The 13,037-nt window shown below is 55.0% G+C and carries 10 protein-coding genes; 1 reads left to right on the top strand and 9 read right to left on the bottom strand.

The annotated features are described in order from the left end of the window. Positions 1-133 precede the first annotated feature (133 nt). Positions 134-4,078, top strand: a complete 3,945-nt coding sequence (gene putA / locus AC6I8A_RS11915) for a trifunctional transcriptional regulator/proline dehydrogenase/L-glutamate gamma-semialdehyde dehydrogenase (RefSeq protein WP_497818550.1) — start codon at positions 134-136, stop codon at positions 4,076-4,078. A gap of 39 nt (positions 4,079-4,117) precedes the next feature. Here putA and AC6I8A_RS11920 read toward each other — a convergent pair whose 3' ends face one another. From AC6I8A_RS11920 to AC6I8A_RS11960, 9 genes are all read right to left on the bottom strand, one after another. Next, a complete protein-coding gene (locus AC6I8A_RS11920; protein ID WP_497818551.1) occupies positions 4,118-5,200 on the bottom strand; it encodes an acyltransferase family protein in 1,083 nt (360 codons plus the stop codon). Positions 5,201-5,656: 456 nt separating this feature from the next. Beyond that, positions 5,657-6,745: an acyltransferase family protein gene (locus AC6I8A_RS11925; protein WP_479489491.1), complete on the bottom strand. Its 1,089-nt coding sequence runs from the start codon at positions 6,743-6,745 to the stop codon at positions 5,657-5,659. Positions 6,746-7,103: 358 nt separating this feature from the next. Next, positions 7,104-7,856, bottom strand: coding sequence for an L-cystine ABC transporter ATP-binding protein TcyN (tcyN, locus tag AC6I8A_RS11930; protein WP_008105333.1), 753 nt, complete (start codon positions 7,854-7,856; stop codon positions 7,104-7,106). After that, positions 7,853-8,521, bottom strand: a complete 669-nt coding sequence (tcyL, locus tag AC6I8A_RS11935) for a cystine ABC transporter permease (protein ID WP_008105335.1) — start codon at positions 8,519-8,521, stop codon at positions 7,853-7,855. The genes tcyN and tcyL overlap by 4 nt, the downstream gene beginning before the upstream one ends. Next, the gene (gene tcyJ / locus AC6I8A_RS11940; RefSeq protein ID WP_256696731.1) at positions 8,521-9,321 is read right to left on the bottom strand and encodes a cystine ABC transporter substrate-binding protein; all 801 of its coding nucleotides are present in this window, start codon (positions 9,319-9,321) and stop codon (positions 8,521-8,523) included. The genes tcyL and tcyJ overlap by 1 nt, the downstream gene beginning before the upstream one ends. A gap of 107 nt (positions 9,322-9,428) precedes the next feature. Further along, complete coding sequence (locus AC6I8A_RS11945; RefSeq protein ID WP_265297609.1) at positions 9,429-10,415, bottom strand: D-cysteine desulfhydrase; 987 nt, start codon at positions 10,413-10,415, stop codon at positions 9,429-9,431. Positions 10,416-10,546: 131 nt separating this feature from the next. Next, positions 10,547-11,050 carry a flagella biosynthesis regulatory protein FliZ gene (fliZ, locus tag AC6I8A_RS11950; RefSeq protein WP_007891377.1) on the bottom strand — a complete coding sequence of 168 codons (504 nt, stop codon included), beginning with the start codon at positions 11,048-11,050 and terminating at the stop codon, positions 10,547-10,549. A 51-nt stretch (positions 11,051-11,101) separates the two neighbouring features. Continuing rightward, positions 11,102-11,824 carry an RNA polymerase sigma factor FliA gene (locus AC6I8A_RS11955; RefSeq protein WP_007891379.1) on the bottom strand — a complete coding sequence of 241 codons (723 nt, stop codon included), beginning with the start codon at positions 11,822-11,824 and terminating at the stop codon, positions 11,102-11,104. A 143-nt stretch (positions 11,825-11,967) separates the two neighbouring features. After that, the gene (locus AC6I8A_RS11960; protein WP_497818552.1) at positions 11,968-12,936 is read right to left on the bottom strand and encodes an HNH endonuclease signature motif containing protein; all 969 of its coding nucleotides are present in this window, start codon (positions 12,934-12,936) and stop codon (positions 11,968-11,970) included. Positions 12,937-13,037: the final 101 nt, after the last annotated feature.

Here is a 13,037-nt window from a genome sequence, read left to right on the forward strand (position 1 = left end):
TTACAGCATTAACATTTAAGGCGGTTAAAAACGTGCAACCTGAGTCACATTTAACACGGTTGCACAAAGTTGCAACATAGGTGATATTGCTGCCACGCAAGCGATGAATCACTTTTTCGAGGACGAGGACATCATGGGAACCACTACCATGGGGGTGAAGCTGGATGAAGCCACCCGCGATCGCATTAAACTGGCAGCACAGAAACTGGACCGCACATCACATTGGCTGATCAAGCAGGCGATTTTTAACTATCTGGAGCAGCTGGAAGCCGGTGAATCCGTGCCGGAAATCCCGCAACAGGTAATCGATGCGCTGGGTGATGAAGGCGTGCCAGAAGAGTCACTGCAGCCTTTCCTCGACTTCGCAGAACATATTTTGCCGCAGTCGGTCACGCGTTCAGCGATCACTGCCGCATGGCGTCGTCCTGAGACCGACGCCGTACCGATGCTGCTGGAGCAAGCGCGTCTCCCTGCCCCGCTGGCAGAGAAAACCCATCAGCTGGCTTACAGCCTCGCCGACAAGTTGCGGCACCAGAAAGGTGCAACCGGCCGCGCGGGCATGGTGCAAAGCTTGCTGCAGGAGTTCTCGCTCTCCTCACAGGAAGGTGTGGCGCTAATGTGTCTGGCGGAGGCGTTGCTGCGTATTCCGGATAAGCCAACGCGTGATGCGCTGATCCGCGACAAGATCAGCAACGGCAACTGGCAGTCGCATCTCGGCCGCAGCCCATCGATGTTTGTCAACGCCGCCACCTGGGGCTTGCTGTTTACCGGCCGTCTGGTCTCCACCCACAACGAAGCTAACCTGTCACGTTCGCTCAATCGCATTATCGGCAAGAGCGGCGAACCGCTGATCCGTAAAGGCGTGGATATGGCGATGCGCCTGATGGGCGAACAGTTTGTTACCGGTGAAACCATCGCTGAAGCGCTGGCGAATGCGCGCAAACTGGAAGAGAAAGGTTTCCGTTACTCTTACGACATGCTGGGCGAAGCGGCGCTGACCGCCAGCGATGCCAAAGCCTATTTGGTGTCCTACCAGCAGGCGATTCACGCCATCGGCAAGGCGTCGAATGGTCGCGGTATTTATGAAGGTCCGGGCATCTCGATTAAACTGTCGGCGCTGCATCCGCGCTACAGCCGCGCGCAGTATGAACGCGTGATGGACGAGCTTTATCCCATTCTCAAATCCCTGACGCTGCTGGCGCGCTCGTATGACATCGGTATCAACATTGATGCGGAAGAAGCCGACCGCCTTGAGCTGTCGCTCGATCTGCTGGAAAAACTCTGCTTCGAGCCGGAGCTGGAAGGCTGGAACGGCATTGGCTTTGTGATTCAGGCGTATCAAAAGCGCTGTCCGTTTGTGATTGATTCGCTCATCGACCTGGCGCAGCGCAGCCGTCGCCGCCTGATGATCCGCCTGGTGAAAGGCGCGTATTGGGACAGCGAAATCAAGCGCGCGCAGATTGATGGCCTGGAGGGCTATCCGGTTTACACCCGCAAGGTGTACACCGACATCTCCTATCTGGCCTGCGCACGCAAACTGCTGGCGGTGCCGAACCTGATCTATCCGCAGTTTGCTACCCACAACGCGCACACGCTGGCAGCGATCTATCAGTTGGCGGGCAACAACTACTATCCCGGCCAGTACGAATTCCAGTGCCTGCACGGCATGGGTGAACCGCTGTACGAGCAAGTAGTGGGCAAAGTTGCCGATGGCAAACTGAATCGTCCGTGCCGTATTTATGCGCCGGTCGGCACCCACGAAACGCTGCTGGCGTATCTGGTGCGTCGTCTGCTGGAGAACGGTGCCAATACCTCGTTCGTTAACCGCATCGCCGATAACACCTTGCCGCTGGATGAGCTGGTCGCCGATCCAGTGGCTGCCGTGGAGAAGATGGGCGTCGCGGAAGGTGCGGTGGGCTTACCGCATCCGAAAATTCCGCTGCCGCGCGATCTGTATGGTGCCAAGCGCGCCAACTCTGCTGGTCTGGATATGGCCAACGAACATCGTCTGGCGTCACTCTCCAGCGCCCTGCTTAACAGCGCCAGCCAGCCGTGGATTGCTCAGCCGCTGGTGGAAGGTAAATTAGGTGAAGGCGTCAGCCGTCCAGTGCTCAACCCTGCCGCGCCAGCGGATGTGGTGGGCAGCGTGCGTGAAGCCACCGAAGCCGAAGTGTCAGATGCGCTGGATGCGGCGGTGAATGCCGGTCCAATCTGGTTCGCCACACCGCCGCAGGAACGCGCCGCGATTCTGGAACGTGCTGCCGAAGCGATGGAAGGCCAGATGCAGCAGCTGATTGGCTTGCTGGTGCGTGAAGCCGGTAAAACCTACAACAACGCCATCGCCGAAGTGCGTGAAGCGGTCGATTTCCTTTACTACTACGCGGGCATGGTACGCGACGATTTCGATAACGAAACCCATCGCCCGCTGGGTCCGGTGGTGTGCATTAGCCCGTGGAACTTCCCGCTGGCAATCTTTGCCGGACAAGTTGCCGCTGCGCTGGCAGCCGGTAACAGCGTACTGGCGAAACCGGCGGAGCAAACTCCGCTAATCGCTGCGCAAGCGGTGCAAATTCTGCTGGATGCTGGCGTACCGAAGGGTGTGCTGCAACTGTTGCCGGGCCAGGGCGAAACCGTGGGCGCGCAACTGACTGGCGACGAACGCGTGCGCGGTGTGATGTTTACCGGTTCAACGGCGGTAGCAACGCTGCTGCAGCGCAATCTGGCCGGTCGTCTTGATCCTCAGGGTCGTCCAACGCCGCTGATCGCCGAAACCGGCGGCATGAACGCGATGATCGTGGATTCCTCGGCGCTCACCGAACAGGTGGTTGTCGATATCGTTGCCTCAGCGTTTGATAGCGCCGGTCAACGCTGCTCGGCGCTGCGTCTGCTGTGCATCCAGGATGATGTGGCCGATCACACCTTGAAAATGCTGCGTGGCGCGATGGCGGAGTGCCGCATGGGCAACCCGGAACGTCTCTCGACTGACATAGGCCCAGTGATTGATGACGAAGCCAAAGCCAATATCGAGCGTCATATTCAGGCGCTGCGTAATAAGGGCTTCAAGGTGTATCAGGCGGCGCAGGAGAATCCGCAGGACACCAAAGAGTGGAACAGCGGCACCTTCATTAAGCCAACGCTGATTGAGCTGGATCAGGTCAGCGATCTCGATAAAGAGGTGTTTGGTCCGGTGCTGCACGTAGTGCGTTTCTCGCGTAACAACTTGCCGCAGCTGGTTGAGCAGATTAACGCGTCGGGTTATGGCCTGACGCTCGGCGTGCATACGCGTATCGATGAAACTATCGCGCAGGTTACGGCGACCGCTAAAGTCGGCAACCTGTACGTGAACCGCAATATGGTGGGTGCGGTGGTTGGCGTGCAGCCGTTCGGCGGCGAAGGTTTGTCGGGTACCGGTCCGAAAGCCGGTGGCCCGCTCTATCTTTATCGCCTGCTGGCCAATCGTCCCGATGGCGCGCTGCGTATTACCTTTGATCGTCAGGATGCCGAGCGTCCGGTTGACAGCACGGTGCGTGCCGAGTTGATGCGTGCGCATCAGGCCTTGCAGCAATGGGCGCAGGATAAGCCCGAGCTGCTGGCGCTGTGTCAACGTTACGACGAACTGGCGCAGGCCGGTACGGTGCGTCTGTTGCCGGGCCCAACCGGCGAGCGCAACACCTTCACCCTGCTGCCGCGCGAACATGTTCTGTGCATCGCCGATAACGCGGAAGATGCGCTGACGCAGTTGGCGGCGGTAACCAGCGTCGGCAGCCAGGCCCTCTGGCAGGATGATGAGTTGCATCGTGCGCTGCGTAAATCTTTACCGGCGGAAGTGCAAGCGCACGTCAAGCTGGTGAAGGATGCACTGGCGGCGGAGTTTGATGCAGTGATTTATCACGGTGATGCCGATCAGCTGCGCAGTTTGTGTGAGCAGGTGGCGGCACGCGATGGCGCGATTGTTTCGGTGCAGGGCTTTGCGCGCGGCGAAACCAATCTGCTGCTGGAACGTTTGCTGATTGAGCGTTCACTGAGCGTCAATACCGCCGCAGCGGGCGGTAATGCGAGTTTGATGACCATCGGTTAACAGTAACAACGTAGGGTCGCCATTCATGGCGACCTTTTTTCACGCCGCAGACTTACCCCGCTTCAACCCAATCAACGTTGGAAACACAAACAGCGACTGCCCCAATCCACGATTGGTCACTTGCCACACCGCAACCGAACACAGCGAACAGATCCCGACAATCGCCAGCGGATAGAAGCAGGCCCACAGTATCGAGAACCACGCTTGCTCAAACAAGTGATGACGCTGGGCGAACAGAATCGCTGACATACCGAAGAACTCAATGAAGATGCGGTGTATCACGTAGATTTGCAGCGTGTTACGCCCAACCCAGTTAAGATAACTCATCTTGAAGTGTGCATTGAGCCAGCGACACGCCGCCACGCTGAACAGCACCGCAAGGATGCACAGGAACAAACTCTTATCCAACCCAAAGATGACGTGCAGGCCAGATACCGCGGCCAGGATCGCCCAGGGCACAATGTTGTCGCGACGGCATTCACTGAGACGCAGCATCATTGGGCTCCAGAAAGCCCCCAGCAGGAAGAACAGGAAATACTGCGCCACGCTCTGTGGTCCCCAATACGGAATGATCTTCTCCACCGCCAGATAGTTCAACGCAATTGCCACCACCAGTAACGCCACTTTCTGCTGTTTAAAGATCTTGGCGCACAGGAAATAGAGCGCTAAGCCGTAGAGATACCACGAGGTGCTCATGGCGAGGAACGTGAGCTTTAAGAACTCCAGCAGCGAACCGGCATACGCCGCATTGAGGTTCTGCGAAATACGCTGTCCGGTGATCTCGGTTGAGATGCCAACAATCGACCACCATTGAATAAAGCCCCACAGAATATAGAGATAAAACAGGTTGGTGATGCGGCTGGTAAACACCTGTTTCCACGGCCGATTTAAAATACCGTTGGTAGCTAATAAACCCGATACAAAGAAAAACGCTGGCATACGCAGCGGCGACAATACGGTATTAAACTGCACCCATATTTCTGCGGGGATCCAACCCGCCGTTAATAATTTAACCGTACCTTCGAATCCAGGTAATACGGTGTGATACAACACCACCAGTAATATGCAGGCTCCCTTGAGGGTATTTATCCATGCGATATCTTCTTTCCTGGCGTTATTCATATGATGACTCCCGCTGCTGTTGCTGTGTAGGTCTTAAAGGAGAAGGTTGAGGAAATAAGCATTGAAGCATTTATGATTATTCAACGATTATTAAACAGCGGGCGAAGGCATGATGTAGCGAAAGTCCTAAATGTTTTTTTGTGGTCCTGATATAACAATACTTTACACATCCAGACAAAAATAGAACCCTGAGCAGGCTAAGGAAATTTGCCTTAATTAGAGTCACTAAAAGGTTATTAAGTAAAATAAGTGTGAGCGGTGTCGCGCAGGGAAATTAAGAACAATCCACCCTTTCTTATGCCAGATTAAATTCAAATCCTAAATAAAGAATTATTTAATGTGGCAAATGGATAAGCGTGAATATTAGCGTTGTGGTAACGCGGAAGTTGTAGGGTCGCCATTAATGGCGACCGAATAACAAACAAAATCAGGACCAAAAAAACTGGCCCGATTAAATTATTGCTGCGGCGCGCTTTTGCTTTCGAGCGCAGATTTACGCAACAGGCGCGGATAGAGAAATAGCATGCGGCCCGGCCCCCGGTTGAGCAGCGTCCACACCAGCAGAGAAATACTGGTACACAACGCAACGCCGGTAATTGGCATCAACAGCGCCCATACCCAGCTAAAGGCGGTATTGTCAAACCAGCCATATTGCACCGCCAGCACGATCGCACTCAGCCCCAGCAGCTCAATAAAGATGCGGTGCAGCACGTAGATTTGCAGCGTGTTGCGGCCAATCCAGTTGAGCCACGCCATATTGAATCGTTCATTGAGGAAGCGGCACAGCACAATGCCAAACACGATGGTCAGCAGGCTGTAGAACGGATTTTTGTAGATGCCACCGACATGATGCAGCAGACCGATCAGCGCAATGCCGCCCAGCATCAACCAGTGCTGACGCTTCAGCTCACTCAACTCAATCAACGCCTGGCTGAAGAACACGCCGAGCAGGAAGTAGAGATAGTTCTGCGCCACGCTGGCAGGTCCCCAGCCGGGAATCAGGCTGAATTGTGCCGCGTAGGTGGCGACAATCGCCAGCGCCATTAAGGCCAGCTTCTGTTTGTGGAACAGCTTGGTGAACAGGAAGAATCCGGCCAGCGCGTAGAGATACCACAGGCTGGTCATTGAGGTCATCAGCAGCTTCACGAACTCAAACGGCGTGTCGGCATAGGCGGCGTTTTTGGTGCTAGAGAGCCGTTCACCCAGATGCGTGGAGATGTAGTGAATACTTAACCACTGAATCACGCCCCACAGCAGGTAGAGGTAGACGATGTTGCTGAACTTCTTGGTAAACACCTCTTTCCAGCTTTTTTTGGTGATGGAACTGGCGGCCAGCAAACCGGAGACAAAGAAGAAGGCCGGCATGCGCAGCGGTGACAGATAGGTGTTAAACGCCACCCACCAGTGTGCGGGCAGCAGTCCAGCGGTGAGATGATGCAGCGAAGGCGCGAACGTGGTGATGATGGAGTGATGTAACACCACCATTAAAATACAGCCCCCTTTGAGCGTGTTGATCCAGAGGACCTCTTTCCTGGCAGTCGTCATTACTATGTCCTAATTGCGCCATGAATTTGTAAAGAATTATTTATATTTACAAAGATGTCTCAATCAGGACTTTCCTAATAAGGAAAATCTCGGAAGCACTAGGGCGAGATAAAGTTAATTTATCATTAAATTCAATGCGTTATATTTAATTCTGAAATTAACTTTAGGATAAAACCGAGAGATAAAGACCAGCAGATAATGAGTAAAAACCGGTTATTTCTTTAATGTACGTCTTGCAATTGAGTAGAAATATCGATGAGCGGTTAAGCGGTGCGCATGAATGCGCACCCTACGATGTAGCGTGCAGGATGCGCATGGTCTTCGTAGGGTCGCCATTTATGGTGACCTGCTGTTTAAATCACTGGTTCAAAAACTTGTCGAGAAATTGCCGGGTACGCGCCTGCTGCGGATTACTGAATAGCTCTTTTGCCGCGCCCTGCTCCACGATGCGTCCCTGATCCATAAAGATGGCGCGATCCGCGACGTCACGCGCAAAGCTCATCTCATGGGTGACGATCACCATGGTGCGTTTCTCCTGCGCCAGTGCACGAATGGTGTTGAGCACCTCGCCCACCAGCTCAGGATCAAGCGCCGACGTCGGCTCATCGAACAGAATCACTTCCGGACGCATCGCCAGCGCGCGGGCAATCGCCACACGCTGCTGCTGTCCGCCGGAAAGACGACGCGGAAAACTCTCTTCCTTGCCGTGCAATCCCACTTTCTCCAGCAAACTGCGCGCCCGCGCGATGGCTTCCGCCTTCGGTTCGCCCTTGACGATCACCGGCCCTTCAATGATGTTCTCCAGCACCGAGCGGTGCGGAAACAGATTGAAGTTCTGGAATACAAAGCCAACCTGCTGACGCAACTGGCGCACCAGCTGCTTCTGCTTATTGAGGCCGAGCGCCGCATCAATGGCGATATCACCGACTTTAATACGTCCGCTTTCCGGCACTTCCAGCAAGTTGATACTGCGCAATAGCGTGGTTTTACCGGAACCGCTCGGGCCGATAATGGCTACCACTTCGCCAGGTGCCACGTCGAGATCGATGCCGTGCAGCACCGTCTGGCCGTGAAACTGTTTCACCAGCTGACGGACTTCAATTGCACTCATTTGCCCTCCCGATCCTGTCGATTCACATGCGCTTCCAGGCGATTTTGCAACGCCGATAGCACGGTCGCCATCACCCAGTAAATCAGCGAGGCCGCAAGATACATGGTGAACACTTCCAGCGTACGTGAGGTGATTAACTGCGCCTGACGGAACAGCTCCGGCACCTGAATGGTGGCGGCCAGCGAGGTATCTTTCACCAGGCTGATAAAGCTGTTGCCCAGCGGCGGCAGCGCGGTGCGCGCGGCCTGCGGCAGGATTACGCGGCGTAGCGTTTGCCACGGCGTCATGCCAATGCTGGCAGCGGCTTCCCACTGCCCGCGTTCAATCGAGGCAATCGCGCCACGCAGTGATTCAGAAGCGTAAGCAGCGGTATTCAGCGACAGACCAATCATCGCCGACGGAATCGGATCCAGCTCGATACCAAACTGTGGCAGACCGTAATAGATCATAAACAGTTGAGCGATGAGCGGCGTGCCACGGAAAATCGACACGTAGATGCGTGCCAGCCAGTTGATCGGCCAGAAGTGTGACAGGCGCATCAGCGCCAGCACGAAGCCAAGTATCAGGCCGAAGAACATCCCGCCGATACTCAGCTGCAGCGTGAACAGCGCGCCTTTCAGTAAAAATGGTGCTGAATCCAGCACCAGTTGTAAGCTTTCCTGCATTATTTAGTGACGTCCGCGCCGAACCATTTCTCAGACAGTTTGCTCAGCGAGCCATCTTTCTGCATGTCCGCGATGGCGGAGTCGATGGCTTTCAGCAGATCGTCGTTGCCTTTACGCAGCGCCACGCCCGATTCCAGACGGGAGAAGGCCGGGCCCGCTACCGCCATGGTGTCGCCGGTTTTCTTCACCAGATCCAGCGCCGCCAGGCGGTCAACCAGAATAGCGTCTAAACGGCCTGAACGCAGGTCCTGATACTTGGTTGGGTCATCATCATAGGTACGCACATCGGCTTTCGGCACGTTATCCTTCAGCCACTGCTCGTAGTTGGAGCCGAGACCGACGCCGACTTTCTTGCCGGCCAGATCGTCTGGCTTGGTGACGGTTGCTGCGTTTTTCTTCAGCGTCAGCGCCTGCACGCCAGAAATGGTGTACGGCGTAGAGAAGTCATACTTTTTCTTACGCTCTGGCGAGATGGTGACCTGATTGATCACCACGTCGATGCGTTTGGAATCCAGCGACGCCAGCATGCCGTCCCATTTGGTCGGACGCAGATCGGCTTTCACGCCAAGGTGTTGAGCCAGCGCCTGCGCGAACTCCACTTCGAAGCCGGTCAGCTGGCCTTTTTCATCCTGAAAACTGAACGGCGGATAAGTGCCTTCCAGACCGACGCGCAGCTCGCCTTTACTCTTTACTTTTGCCAGCAAATCTTCTGCGGCGAAGGATTTAACGTTAACGCCCGCAACCAGCGCGACCGCCATCATGCCCATCACCATTTGGCGACGAATAGGAGAGAAAATCATGTTTACCCCATTTATTGTGATGTGTTGTTGTGTGCTTTGTAGGGTCGCCATGCATGGCGACCTCTTCTGAATAACCGCCGGATTATAAACCGTTTTTACGTTATGTCTCAGATCGAAGGGTGATAAGCAAATAACGCCGGCGATCCACCGGTATGCACGAACAGCAGCGGACCTTCGCGACGGAAGCGATTTTGCGCAATACCATCGATTAATCCCGCCATCGCTTTGCCGGTGTACACCGGATCGAGCATGATGCCTTCCAGGCGCGCCAGCAGTTTCACCGCCGCCATGCCCTCTTCGTTGGGTTCGCCGTAACGCGGCGCGAAGTAATCATCCCACAAGGTGATCGGTGCTTTGGCCTGCACTTCCAGCTGCTCGGCTAACGCGCTACGAATGCGTTCCACCACCGGCAACTGCGCCTCAACTTTGCGCGATACGGTGACGCCAACCAGCTCGGTTTCTGGCAGCAATTGCTCCAGACCAATCGCCAAACCAGCGTGCGTGCCGGCGCTGCCGGAAGCCACCACCACTGCGGCAAAATCCACCACGCCTTCGCTTTGATGGGCAATCTCCTGCGCGCACTCAACGTAACCGAGCGCACCGAGCGCATTGGAACCGCCGACCGGTACAATATACGGGCGGAATCCCTGCGCTTCGAGGTGTTCGGCCTGAGCGGCCAGCTGTTCAGTGGGATTGTGCAGCGCATCAACCATGACGATTTCCACATCCATCAAATCGAGCAGCAAGCGGTTGCCGTTGCTGAGATAGTTTTCTGCTGTGGTGTCAATCGGGTTTTCCAGCAGCGCCACGCACTTCAGGCCGAGCTTCGCCGCCACGGCGGCGGTTTGACGCACATGGTTAGATTGAATGGCGCCCGCCGTCAGCAGCACATCCGCGCCTTCGCGCAGCGCATCCGCAGCAAGGAATTCGAGTTTACGCAGTTTGTTACCGCCGAGGGCAACCGGCGTGAAGTCATCGCGCTTAATAAAGATATCGCGACCCAGATAGTCAGAAAGCCGTGGCAAATGCTCAAGCGGCGTAGGTGCACCGAGTAATTCAAGACGTGGGAACTGGTGCAGAAGATGTAAGGACAATGCAGCCTCCATTCGGGCGATGTGCAGTTATCCATACAGTGTTGCAGAAGATGAGAAAAGTCGCACCCGGAATTCACCGCGTGCTGCCCTTGTTGCTGTCATGCTCGACAACAACAAGGGTGGATTCACCATCAGCCCTGCTGCCAGCCTAAAAACTGGTCATATTTGCGCAGTGCGATGCGGTAATTGTTATTACCCGCATCAGGCAGATCGTTCTCCAGACACTCATGCCAGCTATTGCCCCGTAAACGATCGGCCGGGAAATTTTTCGCCTTCAGCATGTCATCAAGCCGACGCAAACGTACTACATACTCACGTATGGTACTGTGGCTCATCTCCGTCTGCTCAAACAGGTATTGCTTAAACGCCATAATGTCGAAGTAATTCGGATGGGTATTACAGAAAATATCGCTGCAGAAACGACACAAGGCGGTCAATTCTGGCTGGAGTTTCATCCACACCTGATCGTCAATCATTTGGTCCATGCGTGCGATGGCCTCTTTATTGATGATCTGGCCGCGAAAGACTAACGCCATACGATCTAAAACTTTGCCACAGTGTGAACAATTGCTTTGGCTGTGCTTATAGTCTTTAAGATAGCGACTTAACGGTCTGGCTTTAACTTTGGCTCCCATTGCTGAGTCCCCGGTTTTATTGTTTTTTTCGATCGCCAGGAACTGAGACTGTTAGCGCGCCCCCGATAATCGGGCACGCAGGCGTTTGATCGCCTGACTGTGCAGTTGGCTGACGCGGGATTCCCCCACTTCCAGCACCGCGCCAATCTCCTTCAGGTTCAGTTCTTCCTGGTAGTACAGTGTGAGCACGAGTTTTTCACGTTCAGGCAACGCCTCAATCGCTTCAATTACGCGGTCACGTAGGTTTCCTTCCAACAACTGATGAAGCGGGTTGGCTTCCTCATGCCCCTCCGTCACCAGCTCCGCACTGTCGCCGTGTTCTTCCCGATACTCGTCGTAGGAGAAGAGTTGGCTGTTGTTGGTATCGAGCAGAATCTGCCGATACTCCTCCAGCGAAACATTCAGTCGCTCAGCCACTTCCTGCTCAGTAGCCGAGCGCCCCAACGCTTGTTCTACCTGATGCATGGCACCTGCGACTTCGCGCGCATTTCTGCGTACGCTGCGTGGTGCCCAGTCGCGACTGCGCAGTTCATCCAGCATTGCTCCCCGGATACGCTGCACGGCGTAGGTGGTAAAGGCGGTGCCCTGTAACGCGTCGTAGCGCTCCACGGCATTCAATAAGCCAATGCCACCGGCCTGCAGCAGATCGTCAAGCTCAACGCTGGCTGGCAAACGTACCTGCAGGCGCAGCGCTTCATGCCGCACCAGAGGAACGTAGCGCTGCCAGAGCGAATGTTTATCCATCACGCCATCGGCGGTATAGAGATCGTTCACGTTGACTACCCTGCGTTAGTAAAGTTATCGGCATGATTATCCAATTCTGTAGGGGTTTTGATTGGCAGAATAGGCGGGCAAAAGCGAGGTTATTTCAAATTTGTTATGGATGACGGTGGATCGCACCGCCATCCGCGCGGACGTTAGCGCAAATTACGCAGTCTTTCCCGCGTGCCAGGCGGCACCGCGTCCCACAATGCGCAAACTTTGCCCTCAAGTGCCTGATAAAAAGGGGTAATCAACGCTTCAGTTTCCAGCGCAGGATTAAACAACACCTGACCGGTTTCCGCGTTGATGCTTATCATTTTGTTGATAAACAGCCGCTGCAGATCGCTGCGCAGGAATAAGCCGTTATCGGCGCTGTTATCCGCCAGAAAACCCTCTTCATTCTCTTGCGTGTCGATGTAACAGGCTTCCACCCACGGCCAGCTGTGACGATCGGTCAGCTGCGTGCCGGTGATAATGCAGGCGCCGTAGCGCGCTTTTACCGCCGAGGTAAACTCCGCCTGGCTGGAGCGCTGCAGCACTTTGGCTTTCACACGGCGTCCGACTTCGGTGCCGGGCATCACGCCGCTCGGCACTTTGTATTGCGGCGTGCTCAACACCACCAGAAACTGGATTTTACGCGACAGCGGGAAGCACGGATGCGCCTGCGCATCGAACAGCTGCCAATACTCATCCTCTTCGGTCTGCCGCATCAGCACCAGCTTAAAGCCCCGGCTGTTAAGCAGATTCTGCGCCGCTGCCGAATTGGGATCGAGCATGGCAAACACCTGGGTTTCGCCGACCACTTTCCAGCGCCCCTCTTTACGCGCTTCATCGTCGCGCCGAAAGTAGAGAAACGCCTGCTGGTTTTTCAGGTAGTGCTCGAAGCGGCGCAAATAGTTTTTGCGCTCGTTGTCGTCCGAGACAAACAGCAAATCTTCAATCGGGCTGTTGATCTCCTCCTGCGCGAACAGCGCGCGGATCACCAAATTGCGAAAACTGGTCGACGGGCTCAGCAACCCGCGTGCGGTAAGCTCTTTCTCGTCGGGATGCTGCTGCGTGTAGCGCAGGGCAATCTCTTCGAAGGTCAGTAGCTCACCCGGTAACAAGTCATAATTGAAGCGCATAGACACCCCAGAAACGGAAAAATGTGGTTCAAAAATTGGAATGATTCTGAGGGGAGTTATCGGCAAGTTTGGTGTGGACTGTAACAGTCCTGTTACTTTTT

This window comes from Pantoea sp. X-Soil-ISGK-275, assembly GCF_059730795.1.